Raw genomic sequence first — 23250 nt, 5'->3', positions numbered from 1 at the left:
GGGGCAATACAATTTAGTGACGAGTAAAGCACGTAGTCTTCATGGATTTCTGAGTGGAATTTACGCCTCACTATGTGCATATCAATTAACCTATCCAAATAAGCCAACAATTCAAATTAAGGAATCATCGGCTTAAACAGGATCCGGGTTAATTAAAAATAAATAAATAATAAATAAGACAAAATTAAGAAAAGACTTAAGCTGGACAGTTTGAATTTTAATAAATTATAAAATCAAAGAAGTAATAAGAAATCAATGTGTTATAATCTGAAAATATAAATTTGGGTCGGCTTTTAGCTTTTTAAATGTCTGATCCGGATGAGGAAAAAGCTGCATAAAAGTTATGCAGCTTTTTTGTTTAAGTTGTTTTTGGGTGTTTATGGCGCGGTCCTTCTACTGTTGCTGTTGAAATATTTTGATCCGTCAGAGAGTAATGCTGGCATATTTATTGCTCACAGATCTTTAAGATTAATGAGGTATTTAATGAAATCTCATGAATCTGGCGGCATGCTCAAAGCATAAAATTTACTTCATAGGGGCTAGGTCATGGCGACTCCTAATCCATCTTCAGAAAATATGCTGGAACGTCTGTTTAAGCTGAGTGAGAACAAAACCAGTTTCCGTACAGAAGTTCTGGCTGGTGTAACTACATTTTTAACCATGTGTTACATCATTATTGTCAATCCAATGATTTTATCCGAAACCGGGATGGATCATGGGGCTGTCTTTGTTGCAACCTGTCTTGCAGCGGCTATTGGCTGTTTTGTGATGGGTTTAATCGCAAACTATCCGATTGCACTGGCACCGGGTATGGGACTCAATGCCTTCTTTACTTATTCTGTCTGTCTGGGAATGGGAGTGCCTTGGCAAACCGCATTGGGTGCGGTATTTGTCTCGGGGCTGGTCTTTATTGCAATCAGCCTGTTCAAGATTCGAGAGGCAATTGTAAATGCGATTCCAATGTCGCTCAAACTGGCGATTGGTGGGGGTATTGGTCTATTTCTGGCGCTGATTGCCCTCAAGAATGCAGGAATCATTGTTGATAATCCGGCTACTCTGGTCGGTTTGGGAGATTTAAAACAACCTTCAGTATTGCTGGCTTTATTTGGTTTCCTGATGGTGGTGGTCATGCATCACTTTAAAGTGCGTGGTTCAATTATCATCAGTATTCTGGTGTTAACCGCAATTTCTGCTGCAATGGGCTTAAGCGAGTTTAAAGGCGTTGTAGGTGCGGTACCTTCGATTGCTCCAACCTTCATGCAAATGGACTTTGAAGGCTTGTTTACCGCAAGCTTGATTGGTGTCATTTTTGTCTTCTTTTTAGTCGACTTGTTTGACTCAACTGGTACGTTGGTTGGCGTTTCTCATCGCGCAGGCCTGCTAAAAGATGGCAAGTTGCCACGTTTGAAAAAAGCATTATTTGCCGACTCGTCCGCCATTGTTGCCGGCGCTGCATTGGGTACATCGTCTACAACCCCTTATATCGAGTCTTCTGCAGGTGTCGCAGCGGGTGGTCGTACCGGCTTAACCGCAGTAATTGTTGGCCTGTTATTTATTGCCTGTCTGTTTTTTGCTCCATTGGCACAATCAGTGCCCGGATTTGCCACTGCACCTGCCTTATTGTTTGTGGGTGTATTGATGATTCAGGGCATCGTACATATTGACTGGAACGATATTACAGAAGCAGTACCAGCATTTTTAACCATTGTATTTATGCCATTTACCTACTCAATTGCAGATGGTATTGCAATGGGTTTTATCAGCTATGCATTGATCAAGCTCCTGACCGGTCAAGCGAAGACCGTACCTTATATGGTATGGATTGTCGCTGTGCTGTGGGCCATTAAATTTGCGATGTTTGGCGGTTAATTTTTCTATATTTGGAAAGGGTGTAAACTCGGTTTGCGCCCTTTTTTATTTTCGGGATTTATGAGGAATCATGATGAATCATCTTGAGTTGATCCGTGCTTTGCCTAAGGCGGAGCTGCATGTGCATATTGAAGGAACATTTGAACCTGAGCTGATGTTTGCAATTGCGCAACGTAATAAAGTTGCCATTCCATATCAATCGGTTGAGGAAGTTAAACAGGCTTATAATTTCCATAATTTACAATCATTTTTAGATATTTATTATGCGGGCGCAAATGTGCTGATTGATGAACAGGATTTTTATGATCTGGCTTGGGCATATTTTGAAAAATGTGCAGAAGATCATGTGGTGCATAGCGAAATATTCTTTGATCCGCAAACCCATACTGACCGGGGTATTGCCTTTGCAACGGTAATCAACGGTTTGCAAAAAGCCTGTGAAGATGCAAAAACCAAGCTGGGGATCACCTCACATTTAATCATGTGTTTCTTACGTCATTTAAGCGAAGAGGCTGCATTTGAAACTTTGGAGCAGGCTTTAGCTTATAAAGATCAAATCATTGCTGTAGGGCTGGATTCTAGTGAAGTCGGGCATCCGCCTGCTAAATTTGAACGTGTCTTTGCCAAAGCCCGTGAAGCTGGTTTTCTGGTGGTGGCGCATGCGGGTGAAGAAGGGCCGGCAGAATATGTCTGGGAGGCTTTGGATCTGTTAAAAGTCAACCGTATCGACCATGGCGTGCGTTCAGAAGAAGATCCGGAACTGATGCAGCGCCTGATCGCTGAAAAAATGCCACTGACGGTTTGTCCATTGTCCAATCTGAAGCTTTGTGTAGTAGAGAATATGCAGCAGCATAATATCCGCCGTCTATTGCAGCAGGGTGTGCATGTCACTGTCAACTCAGATGATCCATCCTATTTTGGTGGCTATATGAATGATAATTTCATTGCTATTACTGAAGCGCTGGATTTAAGCCAAGAGGAATTGAAACAGTTGGCGATTAATTCTTTTGAAGCTTCATTTATGTCTGAGACTGAAAAAAACCAATGGATTAGCAAGATTCATGCACTCGCCTAAGACCTAAAGCCTGCAAAAGACAGGATATACGCTGTCTTTGCTTGCTCAATTGAATGAATTGAACATGAAAGTAAAATTATTGTGGCCAATGATTGCTGCTACCCTGATGAGTTCTGCCTGTAGCGATACCAGTATGGCCCGGAAAGCCCTGAAGCCTGTCATTGAATATCAGTGTGGCCAAGAGCTGAAAAGTTCTAAAGTCTGGAAAATAAGCACTTATCTGATGAGTGAATTACAGCAGCAAAAACTGGAACAAGAGGTGTGTGGCTGCGTTGGTGAACATGCGCTGAAAGAGATACCGGCTACGACCTTATTAAAAGCCACTGTGGATGAGGAACTTAAGGCTGAGCTGACCAAGCAGGCGCTTGCCAATAGCCTAAAAGGCTGTGCCACTGAGTATCTTCAAAATAAATAGCCTGAGTTGTTAGAGCTATTTATTTGATTCTGCAATTATTGGGGGGGCTGTCATGCTCTTCCGCACATGGTTTTTATCGAAAAATTGATGTTTGATCGCCACTGTAATATGACTGAGCAATCAGACTGCCAGCATTCAGGATAGCCAGATAGCTAGTGGTTTGACAATACTAGTCCTGGCTGGGTTTTATGAAATCAGAGCAGGCACATTAAATAAATATAAGACACGCGCCTAGCCCAAGCTCTAGTGATATGGGAAACCAGTAAGATGCAGGACAATTAACATGAAATATAAAGCCAGCCACTATGTTGTAGGCGGGTGATATTTTGCTTTGTATGCTGTTATTACCAAGTTGGAAAGATAGCCAGATCCGTGTCAAACACAGAGGAGAGAAGCAATTCCAAATCTGCAAGGCTGTCCGTCGCTTTCATGTCGCATTTGGCTGGCTGTAGATTAGGTTGTTCTCTTTGATGAATGGCGGCTGGCGCTATAAGCTAAAATTGAGCAGATCAGGCATGAAACCTAGGAAATATCGAGACTATTGTCAGACTTCATAAAATCTGAGAAATTTTTAGCTATATAAGCAAGAACAAAGCATCGCTTTGTTCATAGCGCAGGAGGATGAGCATGTTTTTTTACTGCTACCTCATTATGAGACATTCATTTAGAATGACTCAATTTCCTGCCTCTTTCCTTATATCAGCTAAAAAATCTTGCGAGATATCTTCCTTACTTCGCAAACAGGTGAATGATTAACAGAGTCTAAGCGGTTTTGTTATTTTTAGATTCCTTAATCATTGGAATTTCGGCACAATACCCCATATTTTTCTATTTGAAAAAGGACATCCTGATGAAAAAAATATTAGCTGTGATGGCTCCCCTGGCTCTGCTTCTTTCTGCATGTGCAGCTACAGGTCCAGAGAACACCCAGCCAAGCACAAGCCAGCAATTGGGTACAGCGGCCTTAAAAATTGCAATCAATGCAAAATGTACAACTGAATTGAATAATGTACCTGCTTGGCAGACAGTCACCCGATTGATGACGGCTACGCAAAAACAGGAAGTCCAGACAGAAATCTGTGGCTGTGTGAGTGAAAAAGCACCACAAAGCGTGACAGCCGTTGATTTGGCAACAGCCGCTATTGATCCTGCTGCGCGAGCAACAATTGTAAGCAATGTCGTAGCAAAAACGATTCACGCCTGTGTCGCAGAAGCTGTAAACTAAGCGGCAATGAAATTTGAATAGGCTGACAGGTACAGCCTATTTTTATGGGAAATGAAATGAAAATTGCTGGTGTAGATGAAGCAGGGCGGGGTCCACTGGTGGGACCGGTGGTGGCTGCGGCTGTAATTTTGGATCCGGATAATCCGATTGAAGGCTTGAACGATTCTAAAAAGCTCAGTGAAAAGAAACGGGAAAAGCTTTTTATCGAAATTCAGGAAAAAGCCTTGGCTTGGGCCATTGCAGAGGCGTCAGCAGCTGAAATTGATGAACACAATATTTTACAGGCCTCATTATTGGCGATGCGCCGTGCCGTAGAAGCTTTAAATCTCCAGCCGGATCATGTGCTGGTGGATGGTAATAAAGTCCCCCAAGGTCTGATGATGAGTTGTGAGGCGGTTGTAGGAGGAGATGCTTTACATGCTGAAATCTCCGCAGCCAGTATTCTGGCTAAAGTCAGCCGTGATCGCCAGATGCTGGAGATGGACCAGAAATATCCGCAATTTGGTTTCGCCAAACATAAGGGCTATCCGACCAAAGCGCATTTTGAAGCCATTGCTTTACACGGTGTAATTGATGAACACCGCCGCAGTTTCGGGCCGGTAAAGAAAGTCTTGGCAGCTGTACTTGAGCAGCAGCAAGCAGTTTAAATCTTGATTTATACTGGGCTAAACGGCATAAAAGCGAAGGCAGGTAAATTTAAAGCGGCTTTAAAGCCGCTTTATAATGGACACTTAATTAACGGTTAAAGTTATTTGGTGTCTGATTTTCATCTTCATACGAAGGTTGATAATCCTGATCGATATGTTGAAGATGTTCATGCATCGCGCGTTCATGCTGGATACGTTGGTAAATCTCTTCACGGTGCACAGAGACTTCTTTCGGAGCATTGACCCCAATACGAACCTGATTACCTTTTACGCCAAGTACAGTCACACTGACCTGGTCTCCAATCATTAAAGTTTCCCCGACACGTCGAGTCAAAATCAGCATGTTTTTCTCCTTGCAAAACGCAAAACCTGCAATTTATTGATGTACTAAAAACACAACCTAAAATCACAAAAATAAAATTTGAACTAAAAAAAAGCCTGTTAGCTAAGCTACAGATTTGAATCTGTCCAAATTTACAAAAAATTCCTTAGGCTTAATATAACAGAGCCACTATAAAAAAAACTATAGTGGCTCTGCATTTTTGTAGAGATTTATAAAATACTGTCAGACAAACGCAGTATTTTGCAGGTTCTCTTAAGCGCGTGCGTTAGATTCACCTTGTTCGCGGTCTAGACCGAAGGCAGTGTGAAGTGAACGAACGGCAAGCTCCAGATAATTCTCTTCGATGATCACAGAAATTTTGATTTCAGATGTAGAGATCATCAGGATGTTGATACTTTCATCCGCCAGAGCAGTGAACATTTTGCTGGCCACGCCTGCATGAGAGCGCATGCCTACACCAACAATCGATACTTTTACGATGTCATCACGAGTTGCCACTTCACGTGCACCAATTGCACGGGCTGTTTCTTCCAAAATAGCTTTGGCTTTGGCCAGTTCACTACGATTAACAGTAAAGGTGAAGTCCGTTGTACCATCTTCTTCAACGTTCTGGATAATCATATCCACTTCGACATTGGCATCACCAATTGGCTTCAAGATTTTAGACGCAATACCGGGTTCATCAGGAACACCTAAGATAGTCAGTTTTGCTTCGTCACGATTAAATGCGATACCCGAGATGATTGGCTGTTCCATATTGTCTTCCGATTCAGTAGTAATAAGAGTTCCGACGTTACTTTTGAAGTCTTCGTCAAATGCGCCATCGTCCTCATTATCAAAGCTTGATAATACGCGTAAAGGTACCTGGTACTTGCCTGCAAATTCAACAGAGCGAATCTGTAGAACTTTAGAGCCTAAAGACGCCATTTCCAGCATTTCTTCAAAAGAAATACGGTCTACTTTTTTTGCTTTAGGTGCAACACGTGGGTCCGTGGTATACACGCCGTCAACATCTGTGTAAATCTGGCATTCATCGGCTTTTAATGCAGCAGCAAGGGCAACACCCGAGGTATCAGAACCTCCACGGCCTAAAGTGGTTGTATTGCCATTGGCATCAAAACCCTGGAAGCCTGCAACCACAATTACACGGCCTGCATCAAGGTTCTCGGTCAACACGGCGGTATCGATAGACTCAATACGTGCCTTGGTGAACGAACTGTCAGTTTTAATACCAACCTGACGACCGGTAAGGGAGGTCGCTGCCACGCCAATTGAGTTGAGCGCCATCGCCAACATGGAAATCGTTACCTGCTCACCCGTAGAAACCATCTGGTCAAGCTCACGTGGGTCAGGGGTTTCGGTAATGGCCTTCGCGAGAGCAAGCAAGCGGTTGGTTTCACCACTCATAGCAGATACAACCACAACCACCTTGTGGCCATGGTCATGCCAGCGCTTCACACGACGAGCAACATTTAAAATGCGCTCGGGAGTACCCATTGAGGTACCGCCATATTTTTGAACGATTAATGCCATAGTTGTTCCATCTAAACCATGACCCTGATGTACCTATCAGAGTCAGTTACACAAAATGAAGTTTTTTATTTTGCTTGCAGCCAGGCTGACAGATCAGCCATGACAGGAGCAAACTTCTCGTTAAGTGGCGCGCCACCTTGTGCCAAGTCAGGTTTACCACCACCTTTACCGCCTAGCTCAGTCGCCAGATGTTTGATGATGTCACCTGCTTTAATAGACGCAGTAAAGTCCTTCGCTACAGATGCGATCAAGCTGACCTTGTCACCCTCTACACCTGCAAGCACAATGACTGCATTTTCTAATTTTGATTTCACACCATCATGTAAGTTGCGGAGTGATTTGGCATCCACGCCTTCAACAGTGGTAATCAGTGTTTTGCGACCAGCAAGTTCTTGAACCTGGCTTAACAGTTCGCCCGCTTGTAAGTTCGCCAGCTTTTGATTGAACTGTTCAATCTGTTTTTGCAGGCGGGATGCTGTATCTACCAGTGCTTCAACTTTTTCAATCGTTTGATCTTTCTGTGCTTTTAACAGACCATTAATGGTGTTGATGTCGCGATCTGCTTTTTGCGCCACTTCTATCGCTTTAGTGCCGGTCACTGCTTCGATACGACGTATACCCGCTGCGACACCACCTTCAGAGGTGATTTTAAACAGGCCAATGTCACCTGTGCGTTTGACGTGAATACCGCCACACAGTTCGATCGAGAAGTTTTTCTCATCAATCACTGAGCCCATAGAAAGTACGCGAACTTCATCACCATACTTTTCACCAAATAGCATCATTGCGCCTTTGGCTTTGGCTGATTCGATGTCTAGAAGCTCAGTGGTCACGGGAGTGTTGGCAATTACTTCCGCATTCACAAGACGTTCAATTTCTTGCAGCTGTTCAAATGTTACAGGCTGGTCATTGGCAAAGTCAAAACGCAAGATGTCAGAGGCAACCAGGGAACCTTTTTGTTGAACGTGTGAACCTAGAGTTTGGCGCAGGGCAGCGTGTAACAGGTGAGTTGCAGAGTGGTTGCGTGCAGTGGCTGCACGGATGTCCGCTTTCACTGTTGCTTCTACGTTTTGAGTAACTTTTAAGTTACCCATAGTCACAATACCCTGGTGTACAAATGCACCGCCCGATTTTTTGGTATCTTGTACTTCAAAAATGCCTGTGTCGTTTTTGAAGAGTCCTGTATCACCAATCTGACCACCGCTTTCTGCATAGAACGGTGTCTGGTTGAGTACGATGAGTGCTTCATCGCCTTCAACCACTTCATCAACCTGTTCGCCATCTTTATAGATCGCGATGATTTGACCTTGGCCTTGAGTGGCATCATAGCCGTCAAACTGGGTTTCACCTTCAACTTTAACCACGCTGTTATAGTCGATGGCAAATTTACCTGCATCGCGTGCACGTTGACGTTGTGCAGCCATTTCGACATCAAAGCCAGCTTCGTCAATAGTCAAATCACGCTCACGCGCGATATCTGCAGTCAGGTCGGTCGGGAAGCCGTAGGTGTCATAAAGCTTGAATACTACTTCGCCCGGAATAACTGAACCTTTTAGGTTTGCCAGTTCGCCTTCAAGTAATTTCAAACCTTGTTCAAGTGTTTTTGCAAACTGTTCTTCTTCTTTCAGCAATGCAGCTTCGATACGTGCTTTGTTTGCTTCAAGTTCAGGATAAGCTTGACCCATGATTTCAATTAAAGGTTGCAGCATTTTATGGAAGAATGCGCCAGTCGCACCCAGCTTGTTACCGTGACGAACCGCACGGCGGATAATACGGCGCAGTACATAGCCACGGCCTTCATTAGATGGATTGACACCATCAGCAATCAGGAAGCAGCAAGAACGGGCATGGTCAGCCACGACTTTTAATGAAGCAGGGTACTGAACTGGCGTGCCTTTATCAGCAGCTTCAGCTTGAAGTGCGGCAGTATCCAGACCAATGATTTCAGCCGCAGCTTTTAACAAGTGCTGGAACAGGTCAATTTCGTAGTTGGAATTCACATGTTGCAGAACAGCAGAAATACGTTCCAGGCCCATGCCGGTATCTACAGAAGGTGCTGGAAGCGGGTGAAGCACGCCATCTGCCGTACGGTTGAACTGCATAAAGACGTTGTTCCAGATTTCAATGAAACGGTCACCATCTTCTTCAGGTGTGCCTGGCAAGCCGCCCCAGATATGCTCGCCATGGTCAAAGAAAATTTCAGAACATGGACCGCAAGGACCGGTGTCACCCATCGCCCAGAAGTTGTCTGATGCGTATTTTTCGCCTTTATTATCACCAATACGAATAATACGGCTTGCATCTAGGCCAATTTCTTTGTTCCAGATGTCGAAGGCTTCGTCATCGGTGTGGTAAACAGTGGCATACAGTTTATCTTTAGGCAGTGCCAGCCAGTCGTCACCTGTCAGGAAGTCCCAGGCAAATTTGATCGCATCCCGTTTGAAGTAATCACCAAAAGAGAAGTTACCCAGCATTTCAAAGAAAGTATGGTGACGTGCGGTATAGCCAACGTTGTCCAGGTCATTATGTTTACCGCCAGCACGGACACATTTCTGTGATGACACTGCACGCACATAGTCACGCTTTTCAAGCCCTAGGAAGCAGTCTTTGAACTGGTTCATCCCTGCGTTGGTAAACAGCAAGGTAGGATCATTGGCCGGTACCAGAGAACTCGAAGCGACACGTGTATGCCCTTGCGATTCAAAGTAACGCAAAAATGCTTCACGAATTTCAGCTGATGTCATAAAACGAGTACTCACAACCAAGTCACTCCATAATTTCTGGTTTGGCTAAAAGCAGGACAGTCTGACAAGAGGGTAAGTTCTTTGCTGCCGTGCAGGCTTAAATTTTTAAAAACGCCAAATTATAACGGAAAATGCCTGTTCGACCAATCATTTTAAAATCAATTGCTATGATTTATTTGCAGGGGCAGGCCGGAGATTTTCCAAATCAAAACTTATAAAGAAGAATATGACATTTCAGGCTTTTTTGAGCAGGTGGAAAAACAGGATTTCTGAATACGGTCTGTTTGATCGGAAATGGAAACATCGAAAATTCCTATTTTCCCTAAAGTTTTTGCGGTACTGTGAGAGAAATCCATTAATATAGAAGCGTTTTTAATATCGGCACATAAAAGGTTAGGTCATGCAACGAGTGGCAATCAATGGGTTTGGGCGTATTGGACGAAATGTGCTGCGTGCCTGGTTTGAAAATCCGAAAGCTTTTAATTTTGAGATTGTTGCCATTAACGATATTGCCAATGTCGAAACTTTACTGCATCTGTTCAAGTATGATTCAACGCATGGCCGTTTTCCTGGACAGGTGGACTTAAGCTATGATGCTGAACATATTTATCTGCATGTTGCCTATCAAGAGGCGTGCTTAAAAGTCCAGGTCTTATGCCAGGCCAATCCGGTGCAGTTGCCGTGGAAAAACCTGGAAGTCGATGTGGTGCTGGAGTGTACCGGTCTGTTCCGTTCCCGTGAAGCTGCAACCCAGCATATTCATGCCGGTGCAAAACGTGTGATTATCGGGGCGGCACCCTTCGATACGGTAGATGCCGCGATTGTATATGGCGTTAACCATCATGAGGTCAAAGTGTCTGACCAGATCATTTCCAGTGTTTCCTGTACCACACAGGCTTTGGTTCCCTTGGTGAAAATCATTGATGATGCCTTTGGGATAGATACCGCCCTGATGACAGAAATTCATGCCGTCACCGCAGATCAAAGTGTACTGGATCAGGCGCATCGTGATTTAAGACGTGCGCGGGCTTCGGGACAGAATATTATTCCAACCACTTCAAGTGCGCTCGGTGCCTTAAAACAGGTCATGCCGAAAATGACTGACCGGATTGATGGATATTCAATACGGGTGCCCACCATTAATGTGGCTGCAATTGATTTGACCTTTATTTCTCAGTTACCGATTACTGAGCACAACTTAAATGAAGTGCTGATCAAGGCGGCGCGTCAAGACTTTGCCGAGATTATGTCCGTCACTGATGAGCCTTTAGTATCCTCGGATTTCAATCATTCGCCTTATTCGCTGATCGTAGACCTGACCCAGACGCTGGTCGTTGGGCATCAAGCCAAAGTCTTTGCCTGGTATGATAACGAATGGGGGTATGCCAACCGTTTATTAGACCTCTGTGAGTCTTTTCAGTCACATTAAGTTTATTTTACAAAAGCACCCTGAACCGGGTGCTTTTTGATTAAAAGGCAGATAACAAACAGAGCGGCAGAACAGGAGTGAAGCAATTGATCGAAAAGCACTGGATTTATGTATAAAAGCTCTATGAACTACAGGTTTTTTGGTTAAGATAAGGATAATTAAATGAAATAAGAGCAACGATACGATGTTGATTTGGGGATTTATTATACTATTGACTGTGGCTGTCATTTTTCTGATCTGGTTGCAATTCAATAATAATGATTATTCAACTGCTGTACAGGGGGTATCAGTTGAAGATAAGGTGGCACATTTAGAGGAAAATTTAAAAAAGACCTTGGAAATCGTTCAGGATCTGGCAAAGAAAATGCATGTACAGCAGGAAATGCTGGATCAGACTACGGCCAAGTTACAAAAAGTGGAGCTACAAAATGCCGAGCTGGTCAGTTTGCTGGCACAAGTGGTTGATCTGAAAAAATAACAAGAAATAAATCCATTTAAAAAGTGGCCAAGGTTACCCGATTTGTTTTGGAAAATATTCGGGAAGTTTTTCCCGAAGATCACCCTTTAAATAATTTTAGAAACTTTAGAAGGAAGCAGTCTCGGTATTCGCCGGCTCAATTTGTTATGGCAGCTGAGAATTAAAGATCTTGCTGAGCGCCCTGTTTTAATAGTCGATATTGAGATCAAAACTCATATATGAAGCACTAATTTCAGCTGTCGCCATCTGGTGTGAGACATTCGGCATACTGATTATTCACAATTTTTTTGATTGCTGATGCGCCTTTAGCTATGTTTTTCAATAGAGTCTTTAAACTTTTTAAGCTTACGCTATTCATCCTGTCGCGGTTATCCAGTTGCATGATACCGCTTGTGATGAATTAACAGGAGTAAAGATATAGGTGACTTTGTGTTGCTTATCTACGCCGTAACCATTGGTTGCGACAACTTGGTCTAGACTTATACCTATTTGTACCTAAGTCTTGCTACCTAAGTCGTTCCAGCTCGATAAATTGCATATCACTGACTGATCGGTGGAACCCCAAGTTTAAAGCCTACTACCGGAGTTTCAGTTTTATTGTCATCTTCCTCTGGCCATCTGGATGAAATCTGGGTGCTATCTTCATTATTCTGAGTGGAAGAATCTCTGGCTACTGGATTTTGCGTAGGAATTGCAGGGGTATTTGGATTGCAGACAGTTCATAAGGCAACAAGACGGAATCGTACACAGCTCATGATCCTGTTTGGCATAAATATCTATTTTATCTATAAAATTGAATAGAATCAGGATCGTATGTAAAACGCTTAATTTTTTGAATGGCTCATTTATTCAGCTCGCTCTGATCTGGTCTAGGCGCGAGGGTGATTAACCTAAGTCGACTGCGAAAATTATAAAATTTGCGATGCATAGGCAAAACTATCGTGTTAGACTAGGAGAAATCGGGTGTGTTCCCGATTTTTTTATGCGGATTCGTTCCGCGCTGACAAGAATTTAGGTTTACAACATGCCCATTTCAGAGACATGGTTATTACCTGATGGTGTAGCTGATGTATTACCAGAACAAGCGCAAGTCATTGAAACTATGCGTCGTCAATCACTGGATTTCCTTGCATCTCGAGGTTATCAGCTGGTCTACACGCCATTTATTGAATACATCGAATCTCTTTCTTCTCTTTCAGAATCGAATCAAGATTTAGATCTGGCCACTTTTAAAGTCATCGACCAGCTTTCAGGTCGTTTGCTTGGTGTGCGTGCCGATATGACACCACAAGTGGCACGTATTGATGCGCATGTACATCCAGTAGAAGGCGTGGCGCGTTATTGCTATGCAGGTACAGTACTTCATACCAAGCCTCAGGGTTTTAATACCACGCGTGCGCCTTTGCAGTTAGGTGCGGAGTTGTTCGGTTCAGACAGTATTGATGCTGACGTGGAAATGGTTGATTTGATGATCAGCCTGATTCAGGAAGCTGGTGTGGCTGAAGGGATTCACCTGGACTTGGGTCATGTCGGATTATTCCGTAGTATGGTAGCGCAAGCCGGTCTAACTAAAGCAGATGAGCGACGTTTGTCTGATCTTTACCAGCGTAAAGCCTTGCCAGAACTGCAGGAATACACTGCAGGCTTGAATTTCGGACAAGATTTCTATGCATTGGGCCGTTATGCAAGTGATCTTGATGCATTGCAAGCCCACTTAAGTGAAGACGTGCTGGCAAACCCAGACTTTAAACAGGCCTTTGAAGCTTTATTCAGTACGAAAAATGAAGTGCAGGCCCGCTGGCCAAATTTACACATCGGTGTGGATGTCGTGGAGCTGCGTTCATATCATTACCATACTGGCCTGATGTATGCTGTGTATGCGCCGAATCGTGCTGCCGCACTGGCACAAGGTGGGCGTTATGACGGAATTGGTCGACACTTTGGTCGTGCACGTCCTGCAACAGGTTTCTCGTGCGACTTATATGCATTGAGCACAGGTAAATTTAAAGCCATACAGGTTGTCGTAGCGCCAAAAGGCACCGATACAGCACTTGTGGCGGCCATTCAAAATGCGCGCGCTCAAGGCTTAAACGTGATTCAGTTATTAGGTAATGATGAATTGAGTTCAATTCCGTATGCCACTCACCAGCTGGTGAATGCAAACGGTGAATGGACTGTCAAAACCATTTAAATCGCTAGGCTCAGCATTCATGTCGCTGAGCAAAGCTTTCAATTTTAACAGCATGATGTAATGAGGCTATTATGGGCAAGAATGTTGTGGTACTTGGTACCCAATGGGGCGACGAGGGTAAAGGTAAGATCGTCGACCTGCTCACAGATCAAGCGGCTGCGGTAGTTCGTTATCAAGGCGGACATAACGCAGGTCATACTCTCGTGGTTGGTGGTAAGAAAACTGTATTACACCTCATTCCATCTGGTATTTTACGTGAAAACGTACTGTGCTTAATTGGTAATGGTGTGGTTCTTTCTCCTGAAGCCCTCATCAAAGAGATGGATATTCTTGAGAAAGAAGGTGTACCAGTTAAAGAGCGCTTACGTATTTCTCCAAACTGTCCATTAATCCTGCCGAACCATATTGCACTTGACCAGGCGCGTGAGAAAAAGCGTGGTAATGCGAAAATTGGTACAACAGGTCGCGGGATCGGTCCAGCATATGAAGATAAAGTGGCTCGCCGTGCAATCCGTGTGGCTGACCTGGTTCGTGGTGGCGAGCATCTGACCGCTCTGCTGACTGAGCTGCTTGAATACCATAACTTCCAGTTAACCGAATTCTACGGTGTAGATGCAGTTAAACTTGAGGATGTGCTGGCACTTTGTGACCAATGGCGTGAAGTTGTGGCACCGCTGGTAATTGACGTCACTGGCGAATTGCACAAATACCGTAAAAACGGTGACAACATTATGTTTGAAGGCGCACAAGGTTCACTGCTAGACGTAGATCACGGTACTTATCCGTACGTGACTTCTTCAAACACGACTGCGGGCGGTGTAAGTTCTGGTTCAGGTTTAGGACCATTACATCTGAACTATGTATTGGGTATTACCAAGGCATATACAACCCGTGTGGGTGCAGGCCCATTTCCGACTGAGCTGATCTATGATGCAGCCAATGATACAGGGGATGCTATCGGTAAGCACCTGGGTACAGTAGGTAATGAATTTGGTGCATCTACAGGCCGTCAGCGTCGTTGTGGCTGGTTTGATGCAGAAATCCTGCGCCGCTCGGTAGAGGTTAACTCCCTTTCTGGTATTTGCTTAACTAAACTTGACGTTCTGGATGGTTTGGAAGAAGTGAAAATTTGTGTGGGTTATGAGGCGGCTGATTCGGGTTGTGTAGGTTCTTCTGATGCGCTGGCATTTGAAACCTTAAAGCCAATTTATGAAACCATGCCAGGCTGGAAAGAATCAACTTTCGGAGCCAAATCGCTAGACCAGTTGCCACAAGCAGCAATCAACTATGTGAAACGTCTGGAAGAGCTGATTGAATGTCCAATCGACATCATCTCAACAGGCCCAGACCGTGAAGAAACTATTGTTCTTCGCCACCCGTTTGAAGCTTAATTTAAGCCAAGAATGATAAAAAAACCCTGTGGATTCACAGGGTTTTTTTATAGAAAAATATTATTTTTCAGGCTTTAAAATAGTTTGAGAATATTAAAAATCATGGTCTTGTTCAGACTAAAGTTAATTTATTCTGTTATGTGTAAAGCGTGAAGCCTTGCTAGAATAAGAGCACGATAAAATCTGGAATGCAGGATGCATAAAAATATTTCAGGAACCATGTTCTATTCACTGCTGTTTGCCATGGGCGGTGCTCCGACCATTGCCATGCTGATTATTCGTGCCCAAACCCAAGACCCTGATATTATTTATGGTGCATTCATTGGTTTAAGTGTCATTATTGCCTGTGTGTTGGTACCGGTAATTTTGCTGCAAAATGGGATACTGTTTTTTAAGCGTAAAAGTGTCGTTCTGGAAGAGAAAATTAGACCGCTCTGTCAGCTGTATTTGGGTTTAAATGTCGCCTGTCTGGTCTATTGGCTGGCCATACAGTATTGGGGTTAAAATTACATAAATTATAAGAAGATGAAGTAAATCAACGTTTAGTTGTTACAATCTTTCAATTATAATTTTTTACAAGATCAATTAGCGTTTGCTTAAGGTGGAAATGATTATAATGAAAAATAAACTTTTATGCGCGATGAGTGCCACAGCAGCTATTACTTTGTCGGGTTGTACAACTATTGCGGATATGGCGGGCGCAGACACGGTCACTTTAAATGCCACCGCTTCACAAAGTTATAATGCCATGGTGACAGATGCCAGAGCAAAAGGCCAGTTGGACACCAGCTCTGCTACTTATAAACGTATCAATACGGTATTTAACCGTTTAAAGCCTTATGCGAACCAGATGAATCAGACGGGTACAGCATTTCAGTGGCAATTGGCTGTACTTAAATCTGACCAGGTAAACGCTTTTGTGGCGCCAGGTGGCAAGGTAGTATTTTATACTGGTATTGTGACCAAGTTGAATCTGACTGATGCTGAAATTGCCGCAATTATGGGGCATGAAATGGTGCATGCGCTAGAAGAACATTCTAAGCAGAAAATCGGTGCGCAAGCCTTGACTGATCTGGCACTAGGCATTGGCCTGAGTGCAGCAGGGGTTGGACAGGGTGGAGCAGCCGTTGCTCAGTTAGGCAGCCAGATCGGTATAGGCTTGCCATATTCACGCAATCTTGAAAGCCGAGCTGACCAAGGTGGTTTAGGCTTGATGGCACGTGCGGGCTACAATCCGAATGCAGCGATTAGCTTGTGGGAAAAAATGAACAAGCTTTCAGGTAGTAGCACAGGAGCAACATTCCTGTCTACTCACCCATCTAATGCACAGCGTATTGCTGCGATGCGTCAGAATCTGCCAGCTGCCATGCAGATTTATAATCAGCATAAATGATCATAGGCTCTGGTCCAGTAAGATCAGGGGAATTTAAAAAGCAGGGCACAGGCTCTGTTTTTTTATGGTGATTTATTTTAAAATGAAGTAGATATTAAATAAAAAAGGCAAAGTAAAATACTTTGCCTTTTATGCTTAACTTAAGATCGGATGATCTTAGTGGTTGTGACCACCCGCACCGTGTACGTGACCGTGATCCAGTTCTTCTTGAGAAGCTTCACGGATTTCAACAATTTCAACTTCAAAAGTCAAATCTTGACCAGCAAGCGGGAAGTTTGCATCAACAATAACGTTATCGCCTTCAACTGTTTTAACAGTTACGATTTGAACGCCATCATCAGTTTGAGCCTGGAACTGCATACCTGCCTGAATATTGTCTACACCTTGGAACATTTGCTTAGGTACTTCTTGTACCAGATCCGGGTTATATTCGCCATAACCTTCTGCAGCAGGAACATTCACAGTGAATTTTTCACCTACGGTTTTGCCTTCTAGAGCTTTTTCTAAACCTGGGATGATGTTACCTGCACCGTGCAAATAGGCAAGTGGTTCACCTTGAGATTTGTCGAGAGTTTCACCCTCTGCGTTAGTCAATGTGTAGTGGAAAGAAACCACGAGGTCATTTGCAATAGCAGTCATGTTATTGATCCATTCAATTTTCTTAAGGGTACATCATAAAGTGAAATTGTATTTTTGTAGACTAAAATTAGCAAAAAAATGCAATTTGACCTTTTTAATGACGATTTTTTAAATAATGAGGACAAATTTCTGTATTTCAATGCAATTTTAGCTTTGGAGAAATTTTACCTGTAACAAAATCTTTAGCGATGAATAGGCCTGCATGGGCATAAGCATGAATAGTAGCCTGATGAAGTCGATATAAGGATATCTATGAATTTAGCCATAAAACCTGACACATTGACCTGTCCTAATAATTCGCCCCCCACTTTTTGCTATTATGATGATTTTTACGCGCGGTTATATGATTAACCTGCTTGTTTTTATGTTTCTCGTGCAAATACAGTAGCCATGGAATGCTTATAGTATGCATGGGCTTGAACCGGTCTTAAGTAAAATTGTTAGAAAAATTATAAAACGTAGTAGTTTTATAAGCGTGATTCAGAAAAACGTTTTTCCCTAAAATTTAGAATTATAAGTAGGAAAAGAGAGAAGAAAGCTAGAAGATAACATGCTTATCTTCTAGTCAGAATATTCAAAGCTAAATAGGGTGGGTTTATTTTTCAATTGGATAAAGCTTTACTTCAGGAGCACTATCTGTAAAGAAACTGAACAGGCTTTTTAACCAGATGAACGCTTTTTGAAAAATATTTGCCTCTTCAATATCGACCCGATCTTCAATCTGGATGGTACGAATAAGCTGGTTGTTTTGGTAGATCTGTACCGTTGCTAACGGCACGACAGCTGCCAAAGGGGCAATCAATTCAGGTGTAGTAATTTCCACATTAATGTGGGTCTGGGTTTCTGGTAAGGGTTCGATACTTTGTAAAATACCATTACCAGTATCGAGCATGACACGTTGCTGGGCCTGATCAAACTGGTTCAGATCAATGGTGTAGTGCTGGTCATAGAGCGAAGTGGTCACAATCTGCGGCTGCTTGGTTTGCACCTTAAACATGTTTAAAGTTGATTTAATCACTGGCAGCTCAGCCAATAATTGCTGATCTTTAATCGCAATTTCATTACGGGTGTAGGTATAAGCCAAATTCATCAACTTATGCGCTATTTCCGCACGTTTTAGGGCGCTTTTGCTGCCCAGTACCACCACAACCAGACGACGATTCGGTATTTCAATATCATGGGTTAAGCGGTTAGCAGTCAAGGCAAGATTATAACCAGCAGCGCGAGTAAAACCGGTTTTTAAGCCATCTACACTCGGATCAAGCTTGAGCACCAAGTTAGTGGCGCGGTGAAAATGGTTGTTATAGCTAAAACTCGGCTGCTTGGAATAATACAGATAATCCGGAGTTTCATTCACCACCGCCATCGACAAACGTGCCAGATCGGCTGCTGTTGAATAATGCTGAGGCATGGTAATACCGGCCGGATTCTGAAAATAGGTATGTTCCATGCCCAGAGCTTTGGCTTCCTGATTCATCCGATCTACAAATTTAGGGATATTGCCAGAAACTTTTTCTGCTAAAGTCACTGCTGCATCATTTGCCGACATGATAATCAGACCAGCCAGTAACTGGTCAACGGAAATCTGCTCACCTTCTTTTAGGTACATCTGCGACTCATCCCACATGATGGTTTTCACCACAGGACTCGCTGTTAAAACTGTATGTTTATCCAGTTTCCCGGCCTGAATATCTTTGAGGACAATATAGGCCACCATCATTTTGGTCAGCGAAGCCGGCGCACGTTGAACATCCGCATTATGCTCGGCAATGACTTGACCAGACTGTGCATCAAGAATCGTCCAGGCTTCTGCTTCTACACTTTCCGGAAGAATATTCAGTAGGGCAGCATACGAAATTGCAGGGACAAACAGACTGAGCACTGCAATCAGTGAGATGATGTATTTCAAAGATGTTCCTTTATAACCAGATGGTCGATGAACGATTTAATTTTTAGGCATGCTATGCCTTTTTTTTCAGGATAGCTAGTCAGAAATGTAGACAAATGCGACAGCCGAGCAATACAGGTCTAAAAAATGCTAAGCTAAGCCATAACTTATTTATCTGTATTTTATATCGCCTATTATGTTGCATTATCAAATCGAATTTGACGATTATCGTCAGCATCTTATTCACGTAACTGTTCGCTTTTTGGCAGATCCAACGCAGGTGCTTTCTTTACCGACCTGGATTCCGGGCAGTTACCTGATTCGTGAGTTCTCCAAGCATATTGAAGCGGTCAAGGCTTATGATGAGGCAGGCCGTCAGCTAAAAATCCAGAAATTTGAAAAAAACAAATGGCGTTTATTTAATACCGATCATGAACTGATTACGGTGGAATATGATGTTTATGCCTATGATTTGTCGGTGCGTGGTGCCTATGTAGATCAGAACCGTCTTTATGTAAACCCAGCCTGCGCCTGTCTGGGACTGGAAGGCCATGAACATGAAGAAGTGGAAGTGGAAATATTCCTGCCCGATGAGCTGAAGCATTTCCAGCTCGCTACTGGCATGCAAGCCAAAAGTCTGGTCAAAGGCCGCTTTACCCTTAAAGCTAAAAATTATGCCGAATTAATTGATGCACCATTTGAGCTGGCAGAGCAGACCCGTTTCAGTTTTGAGGCCAATGGCATTCCGCATGAGTTTATTGTATCAGGTAAACACAGCATGAATGTGGAGCGCATGCAGCAGGATATTGAAAAAATCTGTGCTACAGAAATCGCCATGTTCGGCTCAGCTCCTTTTGAAAATTATACCTTTATGACCATGGCAACCGGGAATAGTTATGGTGGTCTGGAGCATCCGAACTCGACCAGCCTGATTACGCCACGTGATGACCTGCCTAAGGCGGATGAGCCGGAACAGCCTTCCAAAGATTATCAGCGTTTCCTCGGACTGTGCAGCCATGAGTATTTTCATTCCTGGTTAGTGAAATTTATCCGCCCTGAGAACTTTGTTAATTATGACCTGAACAAAGAAGGCTATACTTCTTTGCTGTGGATTTTTGAAGGTTTTACTTCATATTATGATGACCTGATTTTGCTGCGTAGCGGTGTGATTAATCAGGAATCTTATCTGAGCTTATTAAAAGCACAGATTGACCGTTATCTGCAAAATCCGGGACGTTTTGTTCAGTCTGTGGCGGAGTCGAGTTTTGATGCCTGGGTGAAGTTCTATCGTCAGGATGAAAACACGAATAATGCCGGCACCAGTTATTATAATAAGGGCTGTCTGGTCGCTTTGTGTCTGGACCTAGGCCTGCGCCTGCGCGGTTCAAGTTTGGATGCTTTAATGCGTAAGCTGTATGAAAATGCGCAAAACGGTATTCAGGTCAATGAGCGCACGATCTTTGAACTTTGTCAGGAACTCACGGGTGATGACTGGGTCGAACAAATCAATCACCTGATCAATACGACAGATGAGTTACCATTGGATCAGCTTTTCCCTGAGTTTGGCCTGAGCTATAGTCTGAAAAATGACAAATCGCTCCCATTCGGTCTGAAACTCTTAGATAAACCTGAAGGTGTGTTGATTCAATCTGCTCGCCGTAATGGTACTGGGGCGGCAGCTGGCTTATCTGCCCATGATGTGATTGTTGCGATTGATGGCTTGAAAGCGACGACTAAACTTGTAGAGAAATATGCGAAGCAAGAAGGGAGTTATGCTGTTCATGCTTTCCGCCGCGATGAGCTGATGCGTTTTGAAGTTCAGGCAGGTGGTTCTGAGTTGACAGAAGTGGAACTCAAAGTTGAAGATCAGGCCAAAGTTGAGAAATGGTTAAAAGCTTAATTGGTAAACTGGATTAATTTAAGGTAGAACCGGTGCGGTGTATTAATTCAGTCTTGATCGAACATTACCCACAAGAGATTTTATGTTAAATCAACAAATAATCCCCTAAAAATAGGGGATTATTTGTTTCTATTATATACTTAAGTCTATAAAGCTTAAGAAGAACTACCAATGACTAATATACGATTATTATATGTAAGTAAGTTCAGATCTAAAGTTTATTCTAAGTCTGAACTTTATGAAATTTTAACCGAAGCATTAAAGTTTAATGGAGCGAATCAAATCTATGGGGCGCTTTATTATGGAAATGATTACTTTGTTCAATGTCTAGAGGGGCAAGAAGATAAAGTAAAACATCTTTTTCATGATAAAATTTTAAAAGATCCACGTCATGAAAATTGTGAAGTTCTTTATCTTGAGAAAATCGATACATATCTTTTTTCTAATTGGTATATGAAATATGCCAACATTGATCAGGAGGTAGTTGATTTTTTCTCAGAGAATCATAATGATATTTTTAATCCCTACTTATTAAGTAGTTCTACGATTCCCCCTTTTATAGAATTACTCAGTCAGCATGCTGATAATTTTTCTATATTAAAAAGTAAAGCTTTAATTACTTCAAATCCAATTTGAAAAAGCCCATCTTTGAATGAATAAAATGAACATAAGACACATTAGATGAAGTCGAAAATGGGAGCCTTAAGCTCCCATTTTTATAAAATTAAGATTTGTAAAGTTATTCGAGTACTAATCTGGCATTTTGAGCTTGTATAGGGCGATTATTAGGATGTTCCATTAATTTTGAGAACGCTTTAATTTGCTTTGCTGATGCCTGTTGAACATCTTTGAGAACAATCCATCTCACGCCTTCTGAACAAGGTGGTGTAGTTAATGAACCATTAAAACGATAATAATCAAGATTTTCTGGTAAAAATGCACTTGCTATATCTTGGTGTTTTAAAGTTTTTGTATCACCTGCAGTTTTAGGAAATTCCTTCCATAATTTAGCAAGTTTTTCATTCTTTTTGCCTTCTTCAAACATTAGGGCCACCACTGTTAATTCACCTTCTGGTGATGCATGAACTAAATGCATTTCCATTGGGTAGGTTTTGCCATGAATTCTATTTTCACTCGGGCTGTGTAAATGGAATTGTTTTAATTCAAATTTTTTATTGTCTAATAACAAGTAATTACCTTCGTTGAAATTCACTTGTACCGTACGTGCATTATTAATAATGCTTTTAGAGTTAGATACATAATTGAACTTCAATGGAGGTAATTCTGCTTTTATAGTTTGATCAATGTTAATTGGTGACTGGTTTTTACCATTACATGCAGCATATTTTTCACTGATATCAGCCCAGTGCTCGGGTGCTTGTTGATTTGCATAGCCCCAATCTAAATTAGCTCCAGCGAATGCTGCATTAGACGCAAAGAGCGTTAAAACCATAAGTGCTTTAAATTTCATTTTTAACTCAATGTTGAGGTTGATAAAAGAATTTTAATTATAGTCAGTAATATAAAAGGAAACTTAAAAGCCTGTTTATTTATTAAACAACTATGTTTTTATGAGTCATAATTATCATTTGTATGGGCTGATTTTAACCAATATTAAAGAAAATACTTTATCCAATAGATAGATAATAAAGTCCAACTTATTGCTATGCATTAAAAATAGAGAAAATTTTTAAACTACCGCTCTTCTAAAAAGTTATCTCTAGCGGATTAATCAGCATCACCTAAAGCTGTATTAGAACGTGATTAAGTTTCCCTGAAATTAACCTAATACCAATTATATTAAGCTGCACAATATATTTTATGTTATTAATTCTTATATGTTTTTTAAGTTAAAATCCTAGACACTGGTCTAGGATTTTCTTATTTCATATACACCCATTATATTAAATGGAGGTAGATTCAGTTGAGATCTATGTAGCAGCTTTAGGCCTGTTACTATGCCGGCAAATACAGATAGCACATCCTATTCAACTTAAAATAGATCTCTTTCATAAATCAAAAAACGATCTTCTTTTTGGTTAATATTTGCACTCCAGATTTCTTGGCATTCGTGCATAATCTGCGGATGA

General features: G+C 42.3%; 19 protein-coding genes and 2 pseudogenes. 14 read left to right on the top strand and 7 right to left on the bottom strand.

The window, feature by feature from the left end:
* The 6 genes and pseudogenes from NI467_RS12555 to rnhB form a co-directional block, all read left to right on the top strand.
* Nucleotides 1-136, top strand: a pseudogene (locus tag NI467_RS12555) (IS982 family transposase); the annotation flags it as partial.
* Nucleotides 137-546: 410 nt separating this feature from the next.
* A complete protein-coding gene (locus NI467_RS12550; RefSeq protein WP_253153252.1) occupies nucleotides 547-1869 on the top strand; it encodes an NCS2 family permease in 1323 nt (440 codons plus the stop codon).
* Between the two features lie 73 nt (nucleotides 1870-1942).
* Complete coding sequence (locus NI467_RS12545) at nucleotides 1943-2944, top strand: adenosine deaminase (RefSeq protein WP_253153254.1); 1002 nt, start codon at nucleotides 1943-1945, stop codon at nucleotides 2942-2944.
* A gap of 64 nt (nucleotides 2945-3008) precedes the next feature.
* Nucleotides 3009-3359, top strand: a complete 351-nt coding sequence (locus NI467_RS12540; protein ID WP_253153250.1) for a hypothetical protein — start codon at nucleotides 3009-3011, stop codon at nucleotides 3357-3359.
* An 850-nt stretch (nucleotides 3360-4209) separates the two neighbouring features.
* Nucleotides 4210-4584 carry a hypothetical protein gene (locus NI467_RS12535; RefSeq protein WP_253153249.1) on the top strand — a complete coding sequence of 125 codons (375 nt, stop codon included), beginning with the start codon at nucleotides 4210-4212 and terminating at the stop codon, nucleotides 4582-4584.
* A 56-nt stretch (nucleotides 4585-4640) separates the two neighbouring features.
* Complete coding sequence (rnhB, locus tag NI467_RS12530; RefSeq protein ID WP_253153248.1) at nucleotides 4641-5231, top strand: ribonuclease HII; 591 nt, start codon at nucleotides 4641-4643, stop codon at nucleotides 5229-5231.
* 88 nt (nucleotides 5232-5319) lie between these two features.
* Here rnhB and csrA read toward each other — a convergent pair whose 3' ends face one another.
* The 3 genes from csrA to alaS all read right to left on the bottom strand — a co-directional run bounded on the left by csrA (nucleotide 5320) and on the right by alaS (nucleotide 9866).
* On the bottom strand, nucleotides 5320-5574 hold the full coding sequence (gene csrA / locus NI467_RS12525) for a carbon storage regulator CsrA (RefSeq protein WP_151204472.1): 255 nt from the start codon (nucleotides 5572-5574) through the stop codon (nucleotides 5320-5322).
* A 252-nt stretch (nucleotides 5575-5826) separates the two neighbouring features.
* Entirely contained in the window at nucleotides 5827-7107 is a 1281-nt protein-coding gene (locus NI467_RS12520) for an aspartate kinase (RefSeq protein WP_253153247.1), read from the bottom strand.
* Between the two features lie 65 nt (nucleotides 7108-7172).
* Nucleotides 7173-9866, bottom strand: a complete 2694-nt coding sequence (alaS, locus tag NI467_RS12515) for an alanine--tRNA ligase (protein ID WP_253153246.1) — start codon at nucleotides 9864-9866, stop codon at nucleotides 7173-7175.
* A gap of 385 nt (nucleotides 9867-10251) precedes the next feature.
* Here alaS and NI467_RS12510 point away from each other — a divergent pair, with 385 nt between their 5' ends.
* The 6 genes from NI467_RS12510 to NI467_RS12485 all read left to right on the top strand — a co-directional run bounded on the left by NI467_RS12510 (nucleotide 10252) and on the right by NI467_RS12485 (nucleotide 16733).
* Nucleotides 10252-11280, top strand: coding sequence for a type I glyceraldehyde-3-phosphate dehydrogenase (locus tag NI467_RS12510; protein ID WP_151204474.1), 1029 nt, complete (start codon nucleotides 10252-10254; stop codon nucleotides 11278-11280).
* A gap of 184 nt (nucleotides 11281-11464) precedes the next feature.
* Nucleotides 11465-11758 (top strand): hypothetical protein, encoded by a 294-nt coding sequence (locus NI467_RS12505; RefSeq protein ID WP_253153244.1) that lies wholly within the window; start codon nucleotides 11465-11467, stop codon nucleotides 11756-11758.
* Nucleotides 11759-12782: 1024 nt separating this feature from the next.
* Nucleotides 12783-13949 (top strand): ATP phosphoribosyltransferase regulatory subunit, encoded by a 1167-nt coding sequence (locus NI467_RS12500; RefSeq protein ID WP_151206748.1) that lies wholly within the window; start codon nucleotides 12783-12785, stop codon nucleotides 13947-13949.
* A 71-nt stretch (nucleotides 13950-14020) separates the two neighbouring features.
* A complete protein-coding gene (locus tag NI467_RS12495) occupies nucleotides 14021-15340 on the top strand; it encodes an adenylosuccinate synthase (RefSeq protein ID WP_151206749.1) in 1320 nt (439 codons plus the stop codon).
* A gap of 195 nt (nucleotides 15341-15535) precedes the next feature.
* On the top strand, nucleotides 15536-15844 hold the full coding sequence (locus tag NI467_RS12490; RefSeq protein ID WP_151206750.1) for a hypothetical protein: 309 nt from the start codon (nucleotides 15536-15538) through the stop codon (nucleotides 15842-15844).
* A gap of 112 nt (nucleotides 15845-15956) precedes the next feature.
* The gene (locus NI467_RS12485; protein ID WP_253153242.1) at nucleotides 15957-16733 is read left to right on the top strand and encodes a M48 family metallopeptidase; all 777 of its coding nucleotides are present in this window, start codon (nucleotides 15957-15959) and stop codon (nucleotides 16731-16733) included.
* 156 nt (nucleotides 16734-16889) lie between these two features.
* Here the strand turns inward: NI467_RS12485 and slyD are convergent, their stop codons facing one another.
* The 3 genes and pseudogenes from slyD to NI467_RS12470 all read right to left on the bottom strand — a co-directional run bounded on the left by slyD (nucleotide 16890) and on the right by NI467_RS12470 (nucleotide 19281).
* Nucleotides 16890-17372, bottom strand: coding sequence for a peptidylprolyl isomerase (gene slyD / locus NI467_RS12480; protein WP_151204480.1), 483 nt, complete (start codon nucleotides 17370-17372; stop codon nucleotides 16890-16892).
* 136 nt (nucleotides 17373-17508) lie between these two features.
* Nucleotides 17509-17683, bottom strand: a pseudogene (locus NI467_RS12475) (NAD(P)/FAD-dependent oxidoreductase); the annotation flags it as partial.
* A gap of 284 nt (nucleotides 17684-17967) precedes the next feature.
* Nucleotides 17968-19281 (bottom strand): D-alanyl-D-alanine carboxypeptidase PBP6B, encoded by a 1314-nt coding sequence (locus NI467_RS12470; RefSeq protein WP_253153239.1) that lies wholly within the window; start codon nucleotides 19279-19281, stop codon nucleotides 17968-17970.
* A 175-nt stretch (nucleotides 19282-19456) separates the two neighbouring features.
* Here NI467_RS12470 and NI467_RS12465 point away from each other — a divergent pair, with 175 nt between their 5' ends.
* Nucleotides 19457-21160 (top strand): M61 family metallopeptidase, encoded by a 1704-nt coding sequence (locus tag NI467_RS12465; protein WP_253153238.1) that lies wholly within the window; start codon nucleotides 19457-19459, stop codon nucleotides 21158-21160.
* A gap of 171 nt (nucleotides 21161-21331) precedes the next feature.
* A complete protein-coding gene (locus NI467_RS12460; RefSeq protein WP_151204483.1) occupies nucleotides 21332-21796 on the top strand; it encodes a BLUF domain-containing protein in 465 nt (154 codons plus the stop codon).
* A 103-nt stretch (nucleotides 21797-21899) separates the two neighbouring features.
* Here NI467_RS12460 and NI467_RS12455 read toward each other — a convergent pair whose 3' ends face one another.
* Nucleotides 21900-22631: a carbonic anhydrase gene (locus tag NI467_RS12455; protein ID WP_253153236.1), complete on the bottom strand. Its 732-nt coding sequence runs from the start codon at nucleotides 22629-22631 to the stop codon at nucleotides 21900-21902.
* Nucleotides 22632-23250 lie beyond the last annotated feature (619 nt).

The organism is Acinetobacter sp. S4397-1, from assembly GCF_024129285.1.
Lineage (GTDB): Bacteria > Pseudomonadota > Gammaproteobacteria > Pseudomonadales > Moraxellaceae > Acinetobacter > Acinetobacter lwoffii_C.
The sequence above is the reverse complement of the archived record's forward strand: the minus strand, read 5'-3'. Positions and strand labels throughout refer to the sequence as shown.

What these genes read in the sequence shown, in the direction of transcription:
- NI467_RS12550 (WP_253153252.1), top strand. Translation starts at nt 547, where the DNA reads ATGGCGACTCCTAATCCATCTTCAGAAAATATGCTGGAACGTCTGTTT.
- NI467_RS12545 (WP_253153254.1), top strand. Translation starts at nt 1,943, where the DNA reads ATGAATCATCTTGAGTTGATCCGTGCTTTGCCTAAGGCGGAGCTGCAT.
- NI467_RS12540 (WP_253153250.1), top strand. Translation starts at nt 3,009, where the DNA reads ATGAAAGTAAAATTATTGTGGCCAATGATTGCTGCTACCCTGATGAGT.
- NI467_RS12535 (WP_253153249.1), top strand. Translation starts at nt 4,210, where the DNA reads ATGAAAAAAATATTAGCTGTGATGGCTCCCCTGGCTCTGCTTCTTTCT.
- rnhB (WP_253153248.1), top strand. Translation starts at nt 4,641, where the DNA reads ATGAAAATTGCTGGTGTAGATGAAGCAGGGCGGGGTCCACTGGTGGGA.
- csrA (WP_151204472.1), bottom strand. Translation starts at nt 5,574, where the DNA reads ATGCTGATTTTGACTCGACGTGTCGGGGAAACTTTAATGATTGGAGAC.
- NI467_RS12520 (WP_253153247.1), bottom strand. Translation starts at nt 7,107, where the DNA reads ATGGCATTAATCGTTCAAAAATATGGCGGTACCTCAATGGGTACTCCC.
- NI467_RS12510 (WP_151204474.1), top strand. Translation starts at nt 10,252, where the DNA reads ATGCAACGAGTGGCAATCAATGGGTTTGGGCGTATTGGACGAAATGTG.
- NI467_RS12505 (WP_253153244.1), top strand. Translation starts at nt 11,465, where the DNA reads ATGTTGATTTGGGGATTTATTATACTATTGACTGTGGCTGTCATTTTT.
- NI467_RS12500 (WP_151206748.1), top strand. Translation starts at nt 12,783, where the DNA reads ATGCCCATTTCAGAGACATGGTTATTACCTGATGGTGTAGCTGATGTA.
- NI467_RS12495 (WP_151206749.1), top strand. Translation starts at nt 14,021, where the DNA reads ATGGGCAAGAATGTTGTGGTACTTGGTACCCAATGGGGCGACGAGGGT.
- NI467_RS12490 (WP_151206750.1), top strand. Translation starts at nt 15,536, where the DNA reads ATGCATAAAAATATTTCAGGAACCATGTTCTATTCACTGCTGTTTGCC.
- NI467_RS12485 (WP_253153242.1), top strand. Translation starts at nt 15,957, where the DNA reads ATGAAAAATAAACTTTTATGCGCGATGAGTGCCACAGCAGCTATTACT.
- slyD (WP_151204480.1), bottom strand. Translation starts at nt 17,372, where the DNA reads ATGACTGCTATTGCAAATGACCTCGTGGTTTCTTTCCACTACACATTG.
- NI467_RS12465 (WP_253153238.1), top strand. Translation starts at nt 19,457, where the DNA reads ATGTTGCATTATCAAATCGAATTTGACGATTATCGTCAGCATCTTATT.
- NI467_RS12460 (WP_151204483.1), top strand. Translation starts at nt 21,332, where the DNA reads ATGACTAATATACGATTATTATATGTAAGTAAGTTCAGATCTAAAGTT.
- NI467_RS12455 (WP_253153236.1), bottom strand. Translation starts at nt 22,631, where the DNA reads ATGAAATTTAAAGCACTTATGGTTTTAACGCTCTTTGCGTCTAATGCA.